Annotated in this window: 16 protein-coding genes; 7 read left to right on the forward strand and 9 right to left on the reverse strand. The window is 40.6% G+C overall.

Annotated features, from left to right (window positions below; all coding sequences use genetic code 11):
• Positions 1 to 378: 378 nt before the first annotated feature.
• The 3 genes from dnaG to rpsU all read right to left on the reverse strand — a co-directional run bounded on the left by dnaG (position 379) and on the right by rpsU (position 3,092).
• Positions 379 to 2,250: a DNA primase gene (gene dnaG, locus QMN06_RS10085; protein WP_281969993.1), complete on the reverse strand. Its 1,872-nt coding sequence runs from the start codon at positions 2,248 to 2,250 to the stop codon at positions 379 to 381.
• A 12-nt stretch (positions 2,251 to 2,262) separates the two neighbouring features.
• Positions 2,263 to 2,709 carry a GatB/YqeY domain-containing protein gene (locus QMN06_RS10090; RefSeq protein WP_281969994.1) on the reverse strand — a complete coding sequence of 149 codons (447 nt, stop codon included), beginning with the start codon at positions 2,707 to 2,709 and terminating at the stop codon, positions 2,263 to 2,265.
• Positions 2,710 to 2,879: 170 nt separating this feature from the next.
• Entirely contained in the window at positions 2,880 to 3,092 is a 213-nt protein-coding gene (rpsU, locus tag QMN06_RS10095) for a 30S ribosomal protein S21 (RefSeq protein ID WP_084282717.1), read from the reverse strand.
• Between the two features lie 57 nt (positions 3,093 to 3,149).
• Here rpsU and tsaD point away from each other — a divergent pair, with 57 nt between their 5' ends.
• On the forward strand, positions 3,150 to 4,229 hold the full coding sequence (tsaD, locus tag QMN06_RS10100) for a tRNA (adenosine(37)-N6)-threonylcarbamoyltransferase complex transferase subunit TsaD (RefSeq protein ID WP_281969995.1): 1,080 nt from the start codon (positions 3,150 to 3,152) through the stop codon (positions 4,227 to 4,229).
• Positions 4,230 to 4,337: 108 nt separating this feature from the next.
• Here tsaD and dxs read toward each other — a convergent pair whose 3' ends face one another.
• From dxs to xseB, 3 genes are all read right to left on the reverse strand, one after another.
• Positions 4,338 to 6,242, reverse strand: coding sequence for a 1-deoxy-D-xylulose-5-phosphate synthase (dxs, locus tag QMN06_RS10105; protein WP_281969996.1), 1,905 nt, complete (start codon positions 6,240 to 6,242; stop codon positions 4,338 to 4,340).
• A gap of 105 nt (positions 6,243 to 6,347) precedes the next feature.
• Complete coding sequence (locus tag QMN06_RS10110) at positions 6,348 to 7,241, reverse strand: polyprenyl synthetase family protein (RefSeq protein ID WP_281969997.1); 894 nt, start codon at positions 7,239 to 7,241, stop codon at positions 6,348 to 6,350.
• Positions 7,241 to 7,477, reverse strand: a complete 237-nt coding sequence (xseB, locus tag QMN06_RS10115) for an exodeoxyribonuclease VII small subunit (protein WP_281969998.1) — start codon at positions 7,475 to 7,477, stop codon at positions 7,241 to 7,243. Before xseB ends, QMN06_RS10110 begins: the two co-directional genes overlap by 1 nt.
• A 170-nt stretch (positions 7,478 to 7,647) precedes the next feature.
• Here xseB and QMN06_RS10120 point away from each other — a divergent pair, with 170 nt between their 5' ends.
• Positions 7,648 to 8,745 (forward strand): aromatic ring-hydroxylating dioxygenase subunit alpha, encoded by a 1,098-nt coding sequence (locus QMN06_RS10120; protein ID WP_281969999.1) that lies wholly within the window; start codon positions 7,648 to 7,650, stop codon positions 8,743 to 8,745.
• A 35-nt stretch (positions 8,746 to 8,780) separates the two neighbouring features.
• Here the strand turns inward: QMN06_RS10120 and QMN06_RS10125 are convergent, their stop codons facing one another.
• Together QMN06_RS10125 and polA are read right to left on the reverse strand one after the other, a co-directional pair.
• The gene (locus QMN06_RS10125; RefSeq protein WP_281970000.1) at positions 8,781 to 9,566 is read right to left on the reverse strand and encodes a ZIP family metal transporter; all 786 of its coding nucleotides are present in this window, start codon (positions 9,564 to 9,566) and stop codon (positions 8,781 to 8,783) included.
• 2 nt (positions 9,567 to 9,568) lie between these two features.
• Complete coding sequence (gene polA, locus QMN06_RS10130) at positions 9,569 to 12,301, reverse strand: DNA polymerase I (protein ID WP_281970001.1); 2,733 nt, start codon at positions 12,299 to 12,301, stop codon at positions 9,569 to 9,571.
• 22 nt (positions 12,302 to 12,323) lie between these two features.
• Between polA and QMN06_RS10135 the strand changes: the two genes are divergently transcribed.
• From QMN06_RS10135 to QMN06_RS10145, 3 genes are read left to right on the forward strand one after another with little or no spacing between them, the layout of a single operon-like run.
• Complete coding sequence (locus QMN06_RS10135) at positions 12,324 to 12,731, forward strand: hypothetical protein (RefSeq protein WP_281970002.1); 408 nt, start codon at positions 12,324 to 12,326, stop codon at positions 12,729 to 12,731.
• A gap of 5 nt (positions 12,732 to 12,736) precedes the next feature.
• A complete protein-coding gene (locus QMN06_RS10140; RefSeq protein WP_281970003.1) occupies positions 12,737 to 13,702 on the forward strand; it encodes a homoserine kinase in 966 nt (321 codons plus the stop codon).
• On the forward strand, positions 13,689 to 14,480 hold the full coding sequence (locus QMN06_RS10145; RefSeq protein ID WP_281970004.1) for a BPSS1780 family membrane protein: 792 nt from the start codon (positions 13,689 to 13,691) through the stop codon (positions 14,478 to 14,480). Before QMN06_RS10140 ends, QMN06_RS10145 begins: the two co-directional genes overlap by 14 nt.
• On the opposite strand, the gene QMN06_RS10150 is transcribed toward QMN06_RS10145, so the two are convergent.
• A complete protein-coding gene (locus QMN06_RS10150) occupies positions 14,477 to 16,807 on the reverse strand; it encodes a UvrD-helicase domain-containing protein (RefSeq protein ID WP_281970005.1) in 2,331 nt (776 codons plus the stop codon). The genes QMN06_RS10145 and QMN06_RS10150 overlap by 4 nt on opposite strands.
• A 38-nt stretch (positions 16,808 to 16,845) precedes the next feature.
• On the opposite strand from QMN06_RS10150, the gene QMN06_RS10155 reads away from it, so the two are divergent.
• Together QMN06_RS10155 and galU are read left to right on the forward strand one after the other, a co-directional pair.
• Complete coding sequence (locus QMN06_RS10155; RefSeq protein ID WP_281970006.1) at positions 16,846 to 19,743, forward strand: valine--tRNA ligase; 2,898 nt, start codon at positions 16,846 to 16,848, stop codon at positions 19,741 to 19,743.
• Between the two features lie 12 nt (positions 19,744 to 19,755).
• Positions 19,756 to 20,622: a UTP--glucose-1-phosphate uridylyltransferase GalU gene (gene galU, locus QMN06_RS10160; RefSeq protein WP_281970007.1), complete on the forward strand. Its 867-nt coding sequence runs from the start codon at positions 19,756 to 19,758 to the stop codon at positions 20,620 to 20,622.
• The last annotated feature ends 3 nt before the right edge of the window (positions 20,623 to 20,625 follow it).

Consider the following 20,625-nt stretch of genomic DNA (forward strand, 5'->3'; position numbering starts at 1 on the left):
TTAGTTGGTTTTTTAGGCATAGCTTTAACAACCTTCACTGCAGGTTTTTTTGCATTTTGTGTTGCAGCTGACTTCTTAGTGACGATAACTGGTTTCTTCACTGCTTTTGCAGGTGTCGACTTTTTTGCGACGACATTTTTGGAAGTGGTTTTTTTAACTGGGATGGTCTTTGGCATATTCGCTAGATGTTAAAAATTATAGGAGTTTTACTTAAATCACAACTTTTCTTGCAATAATGAAATCCCTGGTGGGTTTTTAAAACCCCTAACTCAGGCAAGTCTTTGAATTCAATATATATTTGATAGCCCTCTATTATACTGCCAAATTGATGTATTTTTCAATGTTGTAGTACTTTTTATATCCAAAGTTTCTTCAGGACTATCTGAGTTTGAGCCCTAACTCACGATATCGAATCAAATCTTCCGGTTGATGCGTGTTTTGCTCAATCTTTTGGGTAATTTCTTGCATTTCGTTTTTTGCAAGCTCAATTTCAAGTTTTTTGAGAGCCCCATCAAGGTGCATTTTTGCCTCTTCACGACTAAACTCAGATTCAAATACCCTTTTGATTAAAGCCTCATAGTCACTAGCTAGATCAGAGCTCATTAAAGTATGCTGAAAAACAGCAAAATTGGTCTCTTCTTGTACCTCTTGACACAAATCTAATAAATGCTGCATGACTAATTTTGCTTTCTCTGACCTCTGCAAAGCAATATTTTCTAAAAGTGTCCTTTGGCTTGGGTTGAGAGCTTTTCCTAGCTGTGGATGTTGAATTAATATCCACATCATCTGTATAACAAGTTTGGTTGGCGCAACTGGCTGTTGCTTTGCAAGGTTTTCTAAAGCGCGTAATTCTGTTTTTTTCTTCCAGTCTTCTTTTCCAACAGCCTTTTTAAAACTTGTTTCTGTCTTTTTCTGAGGTACAACAACTTCAATCTCCTGAGTGCTTGGCAAACCGTAAAATTTTTCTAACTCAATTTGCGTTGATCCAAGGCGTTTTGCTAAATCACGAAGAATTTGAACTCGCAGTGCAATAGGTGGCATTTTTTTAAAATATTCTTTTGCAATATTTTGCACCTGAGCCTTACCTTCTGCGCTTGACCAGTCGATATCTTCTCCAACTACATCAATAAAAAACCGAGATAAGGGTTGCGCTTTTTGTATTTGTGATTGAAATTCTTCCTCACCAAATTCCCTGACATAACTGTCTGGATCATGCTCCTTCGGTAAAAACAAGAATCGAATCTCTTTATCATCTGCTAAATGAGGAATGGAAGCTTCAAACGCTCTTTTTGCAGCTTTTCTGCCAGCTGAATCACCGTCAAAAGAAAATACCACTTTGTCTGTGTGTCGCAAAAGCAGTTGAATGTGATGGTCAGTGCAAGCAGTTCCTAAAGTAGCAACTGCATTAGCAAAGCCCATTTGAGCAAGTGCAACCACATCCATATAACCCTCGCAAACTAATACAAATCCTTTTTCGCGAATATATTTTCTGGCCTCAAATAGGCCATACAAGGTACTACCTTTTTTAAACAAAGTTGTTTCTGGAGAATTAAGATATTTTGGCTCACCTTTATCGATAATGCGCCCACCAAAACCAATGACTTGCCCCTTCAAATTTCGAATCGGAAACATGATCCGATCTCTGAAGCGATCATATCTTTTGACGCGGACTGATCCTTCAACCTCGGACTGAATCATCATTCCAGACTCGGCTAATACTTTTGCTGTGGCTTCTATTTCATAGCTACCAAACACTGGTTCAAAATTTTGCCAAGCATCAGGCGCATACCCCATACCAAAACGTTTTGCTACTTCTCCTGATAAGCCTCGGTTTTTTAAGTACTGGATGGCACGTGGGGTTTTTTTTAGTTGCTCTTGATACCAGTCCATGATTTTTTCCATACTTTGGGTAAGCATGGTGGTTTGCTGTTGATCCACCATTTTTACAGCCTCATGAGCCTGCTTAGGAACGGTTAAACCAACCGATTTAGCTAATTCTTCAATGGCATCTACAAAAGTTAAGCCCGCATATTCCATTAAAAAACTAATTGCAGTGCCATGAGCGCCACAGCCAAAACAGTGATAAAACTGCTTTGTTTCTGAAACTGTAAATGATGGTGATTTTTCTTGATGAAAGGGGCACAGCCCTTGTAAATTCGCCCCTCCTTTTTTTAAAGTTACCGATTGACCGATGATCGTAACAATATCAACTCGATTTAAAACTTCATCAATAAAAGCACGAGGTATCAAACGAAGTCCTTATTACTTTTGTAAAGCTGATTTGACTAATCCAGATACTTTACCCATATCAGCTTGACCGGCTAATTCTGTCTTTAGTAATGCAATCACTTTGCCCATATCCTGTGGTCCACTGGCACCACTTGATTGAATGGCTTTATGAATCGCCTCTAATACTGCTTCCTCGGATAACTGTTCTGGCAAATAGGTTTGTAAGAGCTTTAACTCAAAAGTTTCACTTGCTACCAAATCATCTCGTTTTGCCGCTTCATATTGAGTAATAGAATCTTTCCGTTGCTTTATCATTTTTTCAATGATTGCGATAATGTGGGCATCTGTCAGTTCAATACGTTCGTCAACTTCCTTTTGTTTCATTGCGGCTAGTAATAAACGAATGGTATTTAAACGCTCAGTTTCCTTGCTGCGCATCGCGTTTTTCATATCTGTCGTAATTTGTTCTTTTAAGCTCATATTTTCCTCAGTCAGCAAATTATTTATCTCCATTATGACAAGATTTTTTCATTTTTCTTGATCATGTGAGACAAAAAGAAAACCCACCATACACATGATGGTGGGTTCTATTTTAATTAATCCAAGAGCATGTAATAAAACATGCCCATGTAAAGATTAATGGTATTAGATTAGTATAGTTTTTTAGGCAACATTTGGCTGCGAATACGCTTGTAGTGGCGTTTAGCAGCAGCAGCTTTTTTACGTTTACGTTCTGCCGTTGGTTTTTCATAAAACTCACGGGCACGTAAATCCGTTAACAAACCATTTTTTTCAATAGTGCGTTTAAAACGGCGGAGAGCTACTTCAAATGGCTCATTTTCACGAAGGCGAATAGTGGTCATGCGTTAAATTTTCTAAATAAACTAAAGACTATAAGTATATCATGAGAAAATCAAAAAATGTACATATTAGGTATAGAAACTTCTTGCGATGAGACAGGGGTCGCTGTCTACGATTCCCAATTTTGGGAATCGAATCAATCTGCTCACCACGGACTTTTAGGGCAAAGTTTATATTCTCAAGTCAAAATGCATGAGATTTATGGGGGTGTAGTACCTGAATTAGCCTCTCGTGACCATATTCGACTGGGATTACCCTTAATTGACGATTGTTTAAAAAAGTCTGGTTTAAATATTTCAGAAATTGATGGCATTGCCTACACGAAAGGACCAGGGTTAGCGGGCGCTTTGTTAGTAGGTACTTCCATTGCGAAGTCTATGGCATTTGCTCTTTCTAAAAAAATTATAGGCATTCACCACCTAGAAGGTCATCTACTCTCGCCACTACTATCACCCAATATAGAAAGTTCTAACACACAAGACCTTTTCCCATTTTTGGCACTTTTAGTGTCAGGGGGGCACACTCAACTCATGCTAGTGAGGGATATTGGGGTTTATGAGCTTCTTGGTGAAACTCTAGATGATGCTGCTGGCGAAGCCTTTGACAAAACAGCAAAATTGCTGGGGTTAAGCTACCCAGGTGGTCCAGCTGTATCGTTACTTGCAAAACAAGGTACTCCCGGAAAATTTATTCTTCCACGACCTCTCATGCACTCAAAAAATCTGGACTTTTCTTTTGCAGGTCTAAAAACTGCTGTATTGACTCAAACAAAATTAAAAATGGCAACAAATCAGGATTTTGATGAGCAATTTAAAGCAGATTTATCTTTGGCATTTGTTGAGGCAGTCGTTGAGGTACTTTGTAAAAAGGTCAAAGATGCGATTCAATTAACGAACTGCAAAACGCTCGTTGTTGCGGGGGGAGTTGGTGCAAATGAACAATTAAGGGCTGGGTTAAATCTGATTGCGCAAAAATTAAGCATTCAAGTCTTATATCCACCACTTGATTTATGTACTGATAATGGTGCAATGATTGCCTTTGCCGGGGCCATCAAACTTCTCAAAAATCCAAGTTTGGCTGAGTCGACTTTGTCTTTTGATGTCAAGCCTCGCTGGCCACTAGACCACCTCACATCGTAAGATCTAAGCATAGCAAAGCTTTACACCTGATGATCAGCATAGTGTCTAGGGCGTGCCCTCTACTCTATCTTTACTCGCGATGTATGGTGAGGTTTGTCGAACCTTTAATTAAGACGGCTTAGGAAAATCCATTCGTTCGAAATATTTTCGAATAGACTGTTCTATACCAGTTTCATCTAAGCCGCATTGAGACATCAGTATTTGTGGATCACCATGGTCAATGAACTTATCGGGTAATCCAAGCTGTAAAAAAGGCTTACAACTACCCGATTTCATTAAAAACTCGATACATGCACTACCGGCACCACCAGCAATGACGCCTTCTTCTAGGGTGACAAAGCCATCATATTCTTGACTCAGTTGAAGTAATAAAGCCTCATCAATCGGTTTTACAAAACGCATGTTGACCACGGTTGCGTCAATACGCTTGGCAACTTCCAAAGCGGGAAATAACAAGGTGCCAAAACAAAGCATCGCAATTTTGTTACCTATGGATTGTTGGGATAATCGCTCAATCTTCGCTTTCCCGACGGGGAGTGTATCTAGCTCTTGCATAGGTGTATTTCCAACACCAGCACCTCGAGGGTACCTCACGGCACTTGGATGATTCAAACTAAACGCAGTTGATAATAACTGTCGGCACTCTCTCTCGTCTGCTGGAGTCATAATGACCATATTAGGGATACATCTGAGATAGGGAATATCAAATGCACCTGCATGCGTTGCGCCATCTGCGCCGACAATTCCAGCTCTATCTAAGGCGAACACAACGGGCAAATCTTGTAATGCCACATCATGAATTAACTGATCATATCCGCGCTGTAAAAATGTTGAATAAATTGCGACTACGGGCTTCAATCCTTCACAAGCCAAACCTGCCGCAAAAGTAACAGCATGTTGCTCAGCAATGCCCACATCATAGTATCGGTCTGGATATTGTTTTTCAAATTCAACAAGTCCAGAGCCTTCTCTCATAGCGGGTGTAATGCCAATCAAACGCTCATCAGCTTTTGCTTGATCACACAACCACTGACCAAATACTTGAGTGAAGGTTTGTTTCGCAGGTGCCTTTGAGCTTTGAATTCCTTTACTAGGATCGAACTTACTAGGCCCATGGTAAAGAACGGGGTCAACTTCAGCCATCTTGTAACCTTGACCCTTTTTCGTCACAATATGCAAAAACTGAGGTCCTTCGCCCGACAGGGCTAGTTTCTTCACATTTTGTAATGTCGGGACTAATGAATCTAGGTCATGACCATCAATGGGTCCAATATAATTAAAGCCAAATTCTTCAAAAATAGTTCCGGGAACAACCATGCCTTTAGTGTGTTCTTCAAGCCTTTTCGCAAATTCTCTTAAAGGTGGCGCTAAAGATAATACGGAATCAATCCCTTTTTTGGTATTTGCATAAAAACTACCACTCATTAATCTTGCCAAATAACGATTCAGGGCTCCCACTGCAGGAGAAATCGACATATCGTTGTCATTCAAAATCACAATGAGTGGTAAATCTTCATAAACCCCAGCATTATTTAAGGCTTCAAATGCCATACCCGCGCTCATGGCACCATCACCAATGACAGCAACAGCAACTTGTTTTTCATGCTTAGTTTGCAATCCACGAGCCATGCCCATCGCTGCTGAAATACTCGTTGAAGAATGGGCCGTTCCAAATGTGTCGTAAATACTTTCAGAACGCCTAGGAAAGCCAGAAATACCGTCTAATTTTCTTAAGGTATGCATGAGCTGCCGCCTACCCGTCAGAATTTTATGGGCATAACTTTGATGACCCACATCCCAAATTAAACGATCATCTGGAGTATCGAGCACATAATGCAAAGCAATGGTCAACTCAACTGTCCCAAGATTGGACGATAAATGACCTCCAGTATTCGATACTGAATGGAGAATAAAAGCTCTTAAATCATTGGCTAGCTGCGGTAAATCATCACGAGATAATTTTTTTAAATCATCTGGAGATTCAATGTGTTGCAGTAAATTGTCTTGCTTCATAAATAAATCGTTCAAATCGCTTTATATCTTCGAGCGAAGAAAGAGAAAACCTCTATTATCTATCAGGTTTGCATTTCTATCAAAGATGTAAACCGCTTACCTCGTTTAGGAATTCCGGACAAATGCCCACTGCACAATTGCGCGTAGTGGGTCTGCTTCACTACCCCATGCATCTAAAGCATCAAAGGATCGATCCAAAAGCTCTTTTGCATAAGCTTGAGATGCCTCAAGACCCATAAAGCTGACAAAAGTAGGTTTATCTGCCTGCTCATCTTTGCCGGCTGTTTTACCTAAGGTTTCAGAATTTTCTGTTGCATCCAAAATATCGTCTGTTACTTGGAATCCTAAACCAACATCTTGCGCAAGCTGATCCAAAATTTTTCTCTTTTCAAGATCAACGCCACCCAGGATGGCTCCCATACGAATTGCGCAATTAAGTAATGCGCCCGTTTTAAGTCGATGCATTTTTTCTAGTGTTTCTAGATTTAATATTTTTCCAACATTTGCTAAATCAATTGCTTGTCCCTTACACATGCCATGCATGCCTGAACTCATTGCTAACTCTTGAATGAGTTCTATTTTTAACTTTGCGGGTATTTGCATCTTGGCAAGAATGACATATGCCTGAGCTTGAAGTGCATCACCCACCAACAAAGCCGTAGCTTCATTAAATACTTTGTGGGTTGTAGGCTTGCCGCGACGTAGGTCATCGTTATCCATCGATGGCAAATCATCATGCACTAAAGAATAAGTGTGTATTAATTCAATTGCTACGGCAACTTCATCGACCTGAGTAATATCTTGCATGTCTGGTTTTTGGCCTAATTGCCATGCCGCATAAATCAGTAATGGACGGATTCTTTTACCGCCCGCTCGAACGGCATAAGCCATGGCAGGATACAACTGATCTAAGCCATCCTCGACAGAAGGAATGGCATGTACGAGTGCTAATTCAATTCGCTGTGCGTATTCTGTTCGCCAAGCTTTCCAATCAAACATTATTCGGCCTCAAAAACTTTTACTTGCTGCTCAACTTGATCTAATAGCTTTTGACATAATTTGATCAATTCAACGCCACGTTTGTACGACGCCAAATTCTCTTCAAGAGACATCTTCCCAGACTCCATCTCTTGAATTAATTTTTCTAACTCAGCAACAGCTTGCTCATAGTTGGGTTCTTGTATACCGACTTTTACTTCATCCATTTTGGATTCTTTTCCTTTGGCAGATGGCATGCAATTAAGACCTTTAATAAAAAATTAACATTTAATCAATTGATTGAATTATATGGACTTCAAATTTCACTTTTAGTATAATGCTAGATTCCTTTCCAATATCGACATGTCGATGGTTGGATTGGTTATTCCGCTTAGCTTCGGCTGACTTTTTTTCGGGGGTGGGGAGAATGACTAATCTGGCTACCGCGCAGCAGCTTGCGCCGTCCAATTTGCAGTTACCTGTCAGTGCGTATTTTGACACTGAGTTGTTTAATAAAGAAATGGCCTTGCTATTTGCAAATGGTCCAAAATACATCGGTCATGAACTGATGGTTCCAGAGATTGGCGACTATCAAACTCTCCGAACCGAAAATGAAGGCCGTGTTCTCGTTCGTAATGAGCGAGGCATCGAGCTACTCTCAAATGTATGTAGGCATCGCCAAGCTATTATGCTCAACGGCAAAGGTCAAGTTGATCATATCGTTTGTCCATTGCATCGCTGGACATATGATCTACAGGGTGAACTTTTAGGCGCTCCTCATTTCGGTGAGAATCCTTGTTTACACCTTGGTAAAAGTCCGCTTCAAAATTGGCAAGGTTTGCTTTTTGAAGGACCAAGAGACGTTCATGCTGATTTAGAAAAATTAGGCTTAAAAGATGAACTGAATTTTCAGGGTTATTTACTTGATCATGTCGAGGTTCACGAATGTAATTACAACTGGAAAACCTTTATTGAAGTCTATCTTGAAGACTATCATGTTGGCCCATTTCATCCCGGCTTAGGACAGTTTGTAAGCTGCGATGATTTATCTTGGGAATTCGGTAATTGGTATAGCGTGCAAAAGGTGGGTTTAAATAATCAACTCAAAAAACCTGGTTCACATGTATATGCTAAGTGGCATGATGCTGTGCTGCGTCACCATGGTGGCAAATTACCTGACTGTGGCGCTATTTGGTTAACGTATTATCCGAACGTCATGATTGAATGGTACCCAGGAGTGCTTTGTATTTCAACCCTTCAACCTTTAGGTCCTAACAAAACGAGAAATATTGTCGAGTTTTATTACCCTGAGGAAATCGTTTGGTTCGAGCGAGAATTTATTGATGCTGAACGAGCTGCCTACATGGAGACATGTATCGAGGATGATGAAATCGCACAACGGATGGATGCCGGACGTGCCGCTCTTTTAGCTAGAGGTCAAAATGAAGTTGGGCCTTATCAAAGCCCCATGGAAGATGGCATGCAACATTTCCACGAGTGGTATCGCACAGCAATGAAGTTTTAACAAAGAGATCTCCATCCTTTCGGACTGGGACGATGTCAATGATGGAAAATGGAGAGGCCTACAACTAGGCCTACTCCAAGCAAAATCAACGTAATTTGTTTAATTGATTCTTTGATTTGTATGCGTCGATTCATTTGCGGCATTAAATCACTCACAGCAATATAAATAAAACTACTCGAAGCAAATACAAGTAAATAGGGTATCCAAGAGATAGATTGCTCTAAAAATGCATATCCCAATATGCCTCCAACAACAGCCAATAATCCACACACCATGTTGTAGACCAATGCTCTTTTCTTGCTAAATCCAGCGTTCAGTAACACCATAAAATTCCCAATTTCTTGAGGTATTTCATGGGCAATAATAGCAATTGCAGTCAACACGCCCACTTCTGGATTGGCAATAAATGCCGCCGCTATTAATACGCCATCAACAAAATTATGTACGCCATCACCAACTAAAATCATCCACCCACTTTTACCAGCTTCCTCTGCATCATGGCCAACATGGTGGTCATGACCGTCACCTTCATGATGGTGATTATGTCTTAGAAGTGCCACTTTTTCGAGCATAAAGAAAAATAAGATACCAGCTAACAATAATGAAAATAAATACGTCGCAGATGTTTCCGAATCTTGAAAGGCTTCTGGCAAAGAATGTAAAAAAGCTGTTGCTAACAATAGCCCAACGGAAAAACTCACCATATTCTCAACGATAGAACCTAAAAATTTAAAAGATAAAGTGGCTGCTGCAGAAATGCTGACTATCCCTGCCGACAATGTCGCTAATATGATCCAAATTAATACGCTATGACTATCCACGGCTAGTGCGCCTCTTCCCAGTTGGTGCCAACACCGATTCCAACTTCAAGAGGAACTCTTAAAGTTGCTACTTGTGTCATTAAGTTTCTAAGATTCATTTTAACGAGCTCTAGCTCGGCTGGCGGAACCTCTAGAACCAATTCATCGTGAACCTGTAAGAGCATTTGCGTTTGTAAGTTTTGGGCTTCTAGCCAGGATTGGACTGCAATCATAGAGAGCTTTATTAAATCTGCAGCAGTGCCCTGCATAGGAGCATTAATCGCAGCACGTTCAGCTCCTTGGCGTCTCATACCATTAGAGCTATTAATTTCAGGGAGCCATAATCTTCTTCCAAAAATGGTTTCAACATAGCCTTTTTCTTTCGCTAAAACACGGGTATCAGCCATGTACTTAGCAACTCCGGGATAACGCCCAAAATAGGTGTCAATATACGTTTGAGCTGCGGAACGCTCAATTCCCAAATTGCTAGCTAAACCAAAAGCACTCATGCCATAAATTAAGCCAAAATTAATAACTTTGGCATAACGTCGCTGCTCAGGGGTCACCCCCTCAAGCGGAACGCCAAAAATCTCAGCTGCGGTTGCCTGGTGGATATCTCGCCCCTGCGCAAAAGCTTCCAGTAAATTAGCATCTTGGGCAATATGCGCCATGATCCTTAATTCAATTTGAGAGTAATCTGCAGAAATCAACTGCCATCCAGGTCTAGCAATAAATGCTTCTCTAATTTTTCTACCCTCTTCAGTACGTACTGGAATATTCTGTAAGTTAGGTTCATTAGAGGCTAATCGACCTGTCGCTGCAACTGCTTGAGCATAATTAGTGTGGACTCTACCCGTTTTACTGTCAGCCATTCTTGGTAATTTTTCAACATAAGTTGATTGTAATTTTGCTAACGATCGATAATCCAAAATCCGCGCGGGCAAAGGATAATTCTCTGATAATTTTTGCAATACTTCTTCATCTGTAGAGGGTGCCCCGCCAGGAGTTTTTTTAATAATGGGTAAATTTTTAACTTGAAAGAGAATTTCACCAATTTGTTTTGGCGATTGAATATTAAAAGGTTGTCCCGCCAAAGTATGGATTTCTTTTTCTAACTCCAATAGTCGCAGGCCGATGACCTGTCCTTGTTGGGCTAATTTTGCAGAATCAATCAAAATGCCATTACGCTCCATACGTGCAAGGACCAACATCGTTGGTATTTCAATGGCTTGATAGACATAACATAATGGTTGATCTGACTCTATCATGGGCCATAAATGTTGATGGAGTCGTAACGTAATATCGGCATCCTCTGCGGCATATTGCGTTGCGGTAGCGATATCGACCTGATCAAACCCAATCTGTGACGCTCCTTTGCCGCAAACCTCTTCAAATGTGATTGTCTTCACCCCTAAATGACGTTGCGCCAAACTATCCATATCATGAGAGCGATGTGATTCATACACATACGATTGTAATAAGGTGTCATGCACAATTCCGCGAAGCGTAATTCCATGATTGGCCAATATATGCCAATCAAATTTGAGGTTTTGGCCTAGTTTAGGTGCTTGAGGATCCTCCAACCAGGGACGTAAAGTTTCAAGTGTCTCTTCGCGATCCAACTGATCTTCATTCGTCATATGCTTGAGTGGTATGTAGCATGCCTTTCCCGCCTCAACTGATAAAGATATCCCTACTAATTGAGAACGCATAGGATCTAATCCAGTCGTTTCCGTATCGACGCAAGTTAAAGAAGCAGATTTTATTTTATCAAGCCAAACAGTCAGTTGCTCTTTACTGGTAACCGATTCATAACTTGTAATAACTGGTTGAGAAGGAAAAGATAATTGATTTTGCTGAGAACTTCCCGCACTTTCTTGCTCAAAACCTTGATTATTTGGTTCGTATTCTTTTAACCATGTTTTAAATCCATAACGAATAAATAATTGCTTTAATTCCTCATGGTTTTCTGGTTGAACTTGTAATTCTGAAAGATCATTTAAGTGCTCATCCAGTTCACAATCTACTTTCACAGTCAGTAAGCGCTTGGCTTGCTCTAACCATTCAAGAGAACTCCTGAGATTTTCACCAACGACGCCCTTAATTTGGTCAGACTGTGCAATCACGCTATCTAAATCACCAAACTCAGTCAACCATTTCACGGCAGTCTTAGGGCCCGCTTTGGGAACGCCTGGAACATTATCCACAGTGTCCCCAATAATCGTTAGATAATCGACGATTAAGTGTGGCGCAATGCCAAATTTATCAATCACGCCTTGTATATCTAGTTTTTCGTTAGTCATGGTATTGATCAACGTGACTGACTCATCGACTAATTGCGCGAGATCTTTGTCTCCCGTAGAAATCACTGTTTTCCAACCCACGGCTGTGGCCTTTTTCGCCAAAGTTCCAATGACGTCATCAGCTTCGACACCTGACACCATAATTACAGGCCAACCCAAAGCTTTTACAACTGCATGAATAGGCTCAATTTGCTTAACCAAATCCTCTGGCATTGGCGAACGATTAGCTTTATATTGAGGGTACCATTCATCTCTAAATGTAGGGCCCTTGGCATCAAAAACACAAGCTATATGAGAAGTTGGTAACTCAGTACGTAATCGGCGTAACATATTAATCATGCCATAAATGGCACCTGTTGGCTCTCCTTTGGGATTGCGCAAATCAGGCATTGCATGAAAGGCCCTATATAGGTAGCTAGAACCGTCAACTAGTAGTAATAATTCTTTAGTCATACCTTAATCGTACAATTGACCCATGAATAACATTTTAAATTTATTTTTTCGATATTTCTTAGGGACTATTATCACCCTAATTTTACTAACGCCTAATTTCAGTCATGCCCAAGCATCCAACTCAACGGGGCCATCTAAGTCACAAATATTGAACCAACAAGAGTTAGATGCAATTAACCGTCAACCGATTGCCCCAAAAGTGTATGCCTCAGACGGTGTTCAAGGCGTTCAAAAGAGAGAAACCAGTTTTTCTTATCAAGAAGATAGCGGCACAAGGGTTCAAGAATTCAGAGATGTTGGGCAAAACACTGAAATCCAAGTCGATTCTGGCATGGGAACTCACTATCAAATGAGTCCTGTTTTAGATAAAGATCTCGATTCCACTAGGCAAACGATTAATCGCGTGCCATCTATCAATCTGCCATTTTAATTTTCATGGCTGTATATACAACCATTGCTTTCGAAGATGCACAAAATTGGCTAAGTCAGACGTTTGACCTTGGTCAGTTAACGCATCTAACAGGTATTAGCGGTGGTATCGAAAATACAAATTATTTTTTAGATGTTACTCGTGACAATCTCAGCAAACAATATGTACTAACAATATTTGAACGACTTGAGCGAGAGCAGCTTCCTTTTTATTTAAATTTAATGGCGCATCTTTCTGCTCATGATATTAAAGTGCCAACGCCATACCCCAATCGGGATGGCGTCATCCTTCAAAGTCTCGCAAATAAGCCAGCTGTCATCGTTAGTAAGCTAGCAGGCTCCGCCCGCCTTAATCCTTTACCTAACCACTGTTCTCAAGTTGGAGAAATGCTCGCCAAAATGCATTTGGCTGGCAAGTCTTATCCCAACATCCAAGAAAATTTAAGAAGTTTGCCCTGGTGGAAGTCAGCTACCCAAGAAATCTTGCCGTTCATCGATAATGCCAAACAGGTCTTACTAAAATCAGAACTTGAAATTCAAGATATATTCTTTAATAGCCCAGTATTTTCTAAGCTCCCTGCGGGAGCTTGTCATTGCGACTTGTTTCGAGATAATGTACTTTTTAAAGATAATGAGGAACTTAGTGGCTTTTTTGATTTTTATTTTGCGGGTACTGATAAATGGCTTTTTGATCTTGCCGTTACTGCAAATGATTGGTGCATCAATCTTGAAACAGGTGTATTTGACCAGGCAAGGTTACAAGCACTTCTTAATTCCTATGAAGAAGTTCGCCCTTTGACTATTGATGAAAAAAACTCTTGGCAATTGATGCTAAGAGCCGCAGCGCTACGATTTTGGATTTCACGGTTATGGGATTTTTATATTCCTAGAAATGCGCAATTACTAACGCCTCATAATCCAACCCATTTTGAAACCATTCTTCGTTTAAGAATCAAAGATGATACAAATTAATCGCGTCCCATCTTCAACAGGATATACATGGATTAGGCAAGGGATTTGGCTTTTTAAACAAAGTCCTTTTACTTTTTTGATGCTCGTATTTTTATATATTTTTGTTGTACAAATGTCGATGTTTATCCCCATTGTGGGATTTGTCATCGTGCTTATTTTAAGCCCTGTACTTTCTGTGGGATTTTTAACTGCTTGCCAAAAAGTGATCCGTAAAGAAGTGGTTAAGCCAACGATTTATTTAAGCCCTTTACGAGATTATGCGGGACCCATTCGAACTCGACTTATTCAATTAGGGTCAATTTATACATTATTCATCGTATTGCTTAGTGTGGTCGCTGCTCAATTTGTAGATGTTGAAAAAATTATTCCTCTCCTTACCGAAGGTAAATTAACAGGGCCGGCGTTAGTGAAAGAAATGTACCTTGCGATGAGCGTAGCAGTCATACTCTACCTCCCCATCGCTATGCTAATGTGGTTTTCTCCACAATTGGTTGCTTGGAAAAATCTCACGATTCCTAAAGCACTATTTGGTAGTTGGATGGCTTTTTGGCTAAATAAAGGTGCTTTTTTTGTTTATTTCAGTACCTGGGGCATCATCCTCGTTGCGATTCCCTTGTTTTTGGGGGCCTTCTTCGAAGCGATTCAACTCGGGGAATATGCCTCTTTTGTTATTACCCCCTTGAGCATGGCAGCTATTACTGTTTTATATTGCACTTTTTTTGCTACGTGGAAGGGATGCTTTATCGATAACGCCGAAAACATCCCCTCTCAACTCTAAATTGCCGATAGTTTTGCAATACTCAATTGCAACCACTTCGTTCCATGCCTGGCAAAACTAACTTGTACTTTGGTGTCTGTACCATTTCCTTCAAAATTAAGAATGCGACCTTCACCAAATTTACTATGGAATACATTTTGACCAACATGAAAACCATGCTCATCTTTCGCTCGGGTATGACTAACTAAAATTGAAGATGCATTGTGTGAAGTGCTTCGACGATCATCCCCAAGACTAGCCTGACCCCAACTAGGATTGACCTGCCTAGAATGTGATGACCATACAGAGTCTTTTTGCTTGGGTGTCAGTAATTTAACACTCTCTTTAGGTAACTCTTCTATAAAACGTGAGGGTAAGTTGTATCTCACTTGACCATGCAACATCCGTGATTGCGTATGAGAAATATATAGGCGATCTCTCGCTCGAGTAATGGCGACGTACATTAATCGCCTCTCCTCTTCTAGTCCTTTATCCTCATTTAAGCTATTTTCATGCGGAAATAAACCCTCTTCAAGGCCTGTAATAAATACCGCTTTAAACTCCAAACCTTTCGAGGCATGGACTGTCATTAGTTGCACTGCTTCTTGTCCAGCTTGCGCTTGATTATCTCCCGCCTCTAGTGAGGCATGCGATAAAAATGCTGCGAGTGGTGACATTTCTGAAATGGTTTGATTGATGCTTTGATTTTCAAATAAGGGTTCAACTGGAATACTAGTATTAAACTCCATCGGAGTTAGTGCTTTTGTATCTTGACCAATCCCTTCTTCAGCAATAAACGCAGTTGCGGCGTTGATTAATTCTTGTAAGTTTTCAATTCGGTCCTGACCTTCTTTTTCAGTCAAGTAATGCTGTATCAAGCCACAATGTTGTAAAACAAAATCAATTAACTCTGGCAAGGTATTGTTTTTAGTTGAATCACGCATGTAATCTATCAATCGGATAAACCCATTAATCGCTGTACCTGATTTACCTTCTAAAAAACTACCTGCTGTGTATAAAGAACACCGTTGAGTTTTGGCAATATCCTGTAATGCTTCAATTGATCTTGCCCCAATACCTCTTGTTGGAAAATTCACCACCCTAGAAAATGATGTGTCGTCATTGGGGTTTTCCAAAAGGCGTAAATATGCTAAGGCATGTTTAATCTCTGCTCTTTCAAAAAAGCGTAATCCACCATACACGCGATATGCAATACTAGCGGAGAACAGCCCATGTTCAATTATTCGTGACTGCGCATTACTCCGATACAAAATTGCAATTTCACTTCGGGCATAACCGTCATTAATCAACCCGCGAATTTCATCTATCAACCAACCGGCTTCGGCACCATCACTTCCGGCCTCATAAAGGCGAACTAATTCTCCATGACCTGCATCTGTTCTTAAATTTTTCCCCAAACGCTCTGTATTGTTGGCTATGAGATGATTGGCAGTATCTAAGATATGTCCGTGGGAGCGATAGTTTTGCTCTAACTTCACCATCACTGGCTTAAACTGCCTCTCAAACAGGCGCATATTAGCAACATCTGCACCACGAAAAGCATAAATACTTTGGTCATCATCACCAACTGCAAAAACAGCTGATGGCGTCTGTCCACCATGATTGGACAATAACTTTAACCAGGCGTACTGAAGTGCGTTGGTATCTTGAAACTCATCGACCAAAATATGTCGAAATCTTTGTTGGTAATGCCTACGAATTGGTTCATGATGCTTAAGTAATTCATAGGAGCGAAGCAATAACTCAGAAAAATCAACTACGCCTTCTCGATTACATTGTTCCTCATAAGCTGCATATAACTTGATTAACATTGCCTGAAAATCATCAGAAGGAGATAAATCCTTGGGGCGTTGTCCTTTCTCCTTCGCATGCGATATAAAGTATTGCAATTGTTTTGGCGGATATTTTTCATCATCCACTTGCAGTACTTTTAACAGCCGTTTAATGGCTGAGAGTTGGTCTTGGGTATCTAATATTTGAAATGTTGATGGCAGGCCCGCATCTTGAAAGTGCGCTCTTAAGAGTCGATTACACAATCCATGAAACGTACCAACCCACATGCCGCGAGTGTTAATCGGCAACATGGAAGATAATCGGGTCAACATTTCTTTTGCAGCTTTATTGGTAAAAGTAACTGCTAAAATACCAATTGGTGATACTTGTCCAGTTTGAATCAACCAAGCAATACGAGTCGTCAAAACTTTGGTTTTTCCGCTTCCCGCTCCGGCTAAAATAAGGGCTGAAGGTAAATATGCTTCAGAAGGGTCAGCGCTTAGTGTTACAGCCTCTAATTGCTCGGGGTTTAAGTTGTCTAATAAATCGTTCACGTAACTTTATCTAAATACCAAATTATAATTTGAGACATATGTCTATAAATGAAAATACAAGTCCTAATAGTTCTCAGCAACCAACCGCTGATTTAGCAAAAGCTTTTGAACCCCATCAGGTTGAAGAAAGCCTTTTAAAAATCTGGGCACAAAAAAATATCGGTGCAGTTGATATTCAAGCTGACCGAGATAATTTTTGTATCCAACTGCCACCCCCTAATGTTACAGGTACTTTGCATATGGGGCACGCTTTTAACCAAACCATTATGGATGGCCTTACTAGGCATGCCCGCATGCAGGGGAAAAATACCCTTTGGGTTCCAGGAACGGATCACGCTGGGATTGCGACCCAAATCGTAGTTGAACGTCAATTAGATGCCCAAAAAATATCTCGCCATGATTTAGGACGTGAAAAGTTCCTTGAGAAAGTTTGGGAGTGGAAAGAGGAGTCAGGCTCAACCATTACAGGCCAAATTAGGCGCATGGGTGCATCCATCGACTGGAATCATGAATATTTCACCATGAATCCGGCGATGTCTGAAGCTGTCATCGAGGTTTTTGTCACTCTTCATGAGCAAGGGCTCATTTATCGTGGCAAAAGATTAGTTAATTGGGATCCAGTCTTAGGCACTGCAGTCTCCGACCTTGAAGTTGAAAGTGTTGAAGAGCAAGGTTTTATGTGGCAAATACAGTACCCGCTAGAAGATGGGTCAGGCAGTCTGACTGTTGCCACAACAAGGCCAGAAACGATGCTAGGCGATGTGGCTGTTATGGTTCATCCTGATGATGAGAGGTATCAACATTTGATTGGCAAAAAGGTGATGTTGCCCTTATGCAATAGAACTATTCCCATCATTGCCGATGATTATGTGGACATGAGTTTTGGTACGGGGGTGGTCAAAGTAACTCCCGCACATGACTTTAATGACTACGCTGTTGGTAATCGCCATCAATTACCACTGATCAATATTTTGACCTTAGATGCAAAAATCAATAATGAAGCTCCTCAGGCCTACAGGGGTCTTGATCGTTTTGATGCTCGTAAAAAAATTGTCTCTGACTTAGAGGATGCAGGACTTTTAAAGGCTGTAGTACCCCATACTTTAATGGTGCCTCGTGGTGATCGTACACAAAGTGTCATTGAACCAATGTTAACTGACCAATGGTTTGTAGCGATGTCAAAACCATCCCCTGATAATCAATATATGCCGGGTGAATCCATTGCAAGTGCTGCTCTTGCAGCTGTGAAGAATGGTGACATTGCTTTAGTTCCTGAAAACTGGAATAGTACCTATAGTGGTTGGTTGGAAAATATTCAAGATTGGTGTATTTCAAGGCAATTATGGTGGGGCCATCAAATACCAGCATGGTACAAAGAGGATGGCTCTTTTATTGTGGCTAGATCTTTAGAAGAGGCTCAAGAAAAAGCGAAGCTAGAATCATACACGGGCAAATTAGTAAGAGACCCGGACGTTCTTGACACTTGGTTTAGCTCTGCACTGGTTCCTTTTTCTTCATTAGGGTGGCCTAAAAAAACTGAATTATTGGATCATTTTTTACCTTCCACAGTATTAGTGACTGGTTTTGACATCATCTTCTTTTGGGTAGCCCGAATGGTGATGATGACTTGCCACTTTACGGGCAAGGTGCCCTTCAAGAAAGTCTATGTTCATGGCTTAGTCCGTGACTCAGAGGGTCAAAAAATGAGTAAGTCTAAGGGCAATACCTTGGACCCATTAGATCTCATTGATGGTATTACCCTTGAGGAGTTATTGAAAAAACGGACTCAAGGGCTCATGAACCCCAAGCAAGCTGAATCCATTACAAAAAAAACAAAAAAAGAATTTCCGGAAGGGATTCCTCCATTTGGTACAGATGCTTTGCGATTTACCTTTGCCTCCATGGCGACCTTAGGCAGAAACATCAATTTTGATCAAAAGCGCTGTGAGGGTTATCGGAATTTCTGTAACAAATTATGGAATGCTACCCGCTTTGTTCTGATGAATTGCCCTGATGGTCTAGAAGAAAATGGTTTCGCCCCATGCATCGGTGATTGTGGTCCTGATGGATATCTTCACTTCTCTCCTGCGGATCGTTGGATTGTGTCTGAGTTGCAAAGAGTTGAAGCAGATATCCAGCGCGGCTTTGAAGAGTATCGTTTTGATTTAATAGCCGCCTCTCTCTATCAATTTGTTTGGGACGAATATTGCGATTGGTACTTAGAACTAGCAAAAGTACAACTCCAACATGGCTCTGCAGCGAATCAACGTGGCACTCGTAGAACATTACTGCGTGTTTTAGAGACAATTTTGCGCCTAGCTCATCCATTGATTCCATTTATTACTGAAGAACTTTGGCAAACCGTAGCGCCAAAATCGGGTAAAGATTTAGCCCTTTGTCCACAACAATCGATTGCACTGCAACCATACCCCAAGGCTCAGTTGGAGAAAATTGACGAGACCAGTGAACAGTGGGTGAAAGAACTAAAACAGCTCGTCGACGCTTGCAGAAACCTGCGGGGTGAAATGCAAATCTCACCAGCCACCAAAGTACCCTTGATTGTTCAAGGCAATGAAGAGCAGCTGAAGGCCTACACTCCATATCTTTTAAGTTTGGCAAAACTCTCCAATGTCGTATTCGACTCAACGGGAGCTTTGATTGATGAAAAAGCTTCACATGCTCCAGTAGTCATCATCAACAACCACCGTTTGTTACTAGAGGTTGAAGTTGATATTGCGGCAGAAAAAATTAGGCTTGGAAAAGAAATTTCTCGTTTAGAATCAGAAATAGGAAAAGCCAACGCCAAGCTAAGTAATCAGAGCTTTGTGGATCGGGCCCCTCCAGAAGTTGTCGCACAAGAACAGCAACGCTTACATGATTTTAATATCCTTATAGAAAAGCTACGCCTTCAATTAGAACGTCTTCAATCCTCCTAAAATCAAAATAATATGAAAACTAATGTCTTTAAAGCAGTCTTTCCTGTCGCCGGTTTAGGTACCCGTTTTTTACCAGCTACTAAGGCGATGCCGAAAGAAATGTTAACGGTTGTTGATAAACCGTTGATTCAATATGCGGTTGAAGAAGCAATCGCAGCTGGCATTACTGAACTTATTTTCGTCACTGGACGATCCAAAAGAGCGATTGAAGACCATTTCGATAAAGCTTATGAGTTAGAAAACGAACTCGAGCAAAAAAATAAAAAAGATTTACTAGAGATTGTGCAAAACATCAAACCAAGTCATGTTGATTGTGTTTATGTCAGACAAGCAGAAGCCCTTGGTTTAGGTCATGCAATTTTATGTGCTGAAAAGTTAGTTGGTGATGATCCTTTTGCCGTCATTTTGGCAGATGATTTATTAACGGGTAAACAACCGGTCATGGATCAAATGATCCAATTATTTAATCACTATCGTTGCTCGATTATTGGCGTCGAAGAAATTGCTAAAGAACAAAGTCGATCTTATGGGGTGATTGAAGGTAAAAAATGGGATGAAAATATCTATAAACTCAGTAGCATCGTAGAAAAACCTGCCCCAGAAAATGCTCCTTCAAACATGGGTGTCGTTGGAAGGTATGTCTTGACCGCAAATATTTTTAGTCATATTAGAAATTTATCTCCAGGCGCTGGTGGTGAATATCAGTTAACGGATGCGATACAGTCTTTAATCCAAAAAGAACAAGTATTAGCTTATGAATATGAAGGTATTCGCTATGACTGCGGTAGTAAGTTAGGTTACTTAAAGGCAACCGTTGAGTTTGCTTTAAATCATCCTGAAGTTGGCGCTGATTTTGCCTACTTTTTAAAAAATCGTTAACAC

The sequence above is a fragment of the Polynucleobacter sp. SHI8 genome, from assembly GCF_027944005.1.
GTDB lineage: Bacteria > Pseudomonadota > Gammaproteobacteria > Burkholderiales > Burkholderiaceae > Polynucleobacter.

What these genes read in the sequence shown, in the direction of transcription:
- QMN06_RS10155 (WP_281970006.1), top strand. Translation starts at nt 16,846, where the DNA reads ATGTCTATAAATGAAAATACAAGTCCTAATAGTTCTCAGCAACCAACC.
- QMN06_RS10145 (WP_281970004.1), top strand. Translation starts at nt 13,689, where the DNA reads ATGATACAAATTAATCGCGTCCCATCTTCAACAGGATATACATGGATT.
- rpsU (WP_084282717.1), bottom strand. Translation starts at nt 3,092, where the DNA reads ATGACCACTATTCGCCTTCGTGAAAATGAGCCATTTGAAGTAGCTCTC.
- galU (WP_281970007.1), top strand. Translation starts at nt 19,756, where the DNA reads ATGAAAACTAATGTCTTTAAAGCAGTCTTTCCTGTCGCCGGTTTAGGT.
- dxs (WP_281969996.1), bottom strand. Translation starts at nt 6,242, where the DNA reads ATGAAGCAAGACAATTTACTGCAACACATTGAATCTCCAGATGATTTA.
- QMN06_RS10090 (WP_281969994.1), bottom strand. Translation starts at nt 2,709, where the DNA reads ATGAGCTTAAAAGAACAAATTACGACAGATATGAAAAACGCGATGCGC.
- polA (WP_281970001.1), bottom strand. Translation starts at nt 12,301, where the DNA reads ATGACTAAAGAATTATTACTACTAGTTGACGGTTCTAGCTACCTATAT.
- tsaD (WP_281969995.1), top strand. Translation starts at nt 3,150, where the DNA reads ATGTACATATTAGGTATAGAAACTTCTTGCGATGAGACAGGGGTCGCT.
- QMN06_RS10140 (WP_281970003.1), top strand. Translation starts at nt 12,737, where the DNA reads ATGGCTGTATATACAACCATTGCTTTCGAAGATGCACAAAATTGGCTA.
- QMN06_RS10110 (WP_281969997.1), bottom strand. Translation starts at nt 7,241, where the DNA reads ATGTTTGATTGGAAAGCTTGGCGAACAGAATACGCACAGCGAATTGAA.
- QMN06_RS10135 (WP_281970002.1), top strand. Translation starts at nt 12,324, where the DNA reads ATGAATAACATTTTAAATTTATTTTTTCGATATTTCTTAGGGACTATT.
- QMN06_RS10120 (WP_281969999.1), top strand. Translation starts at nt 7,648, where the DNA reads ATGACTAATCTGGCTACCGCGCAGCAGCTTGCGCCGTCCAATTTGCAG.
- xseB (WP_281969998.1), bottom strand. Translation starts at nt 7,477, where the DNA reads ATGCCATCTGCCAAAGGAAAAGAATCCAAAATGGATGAAGTAAAAGTC.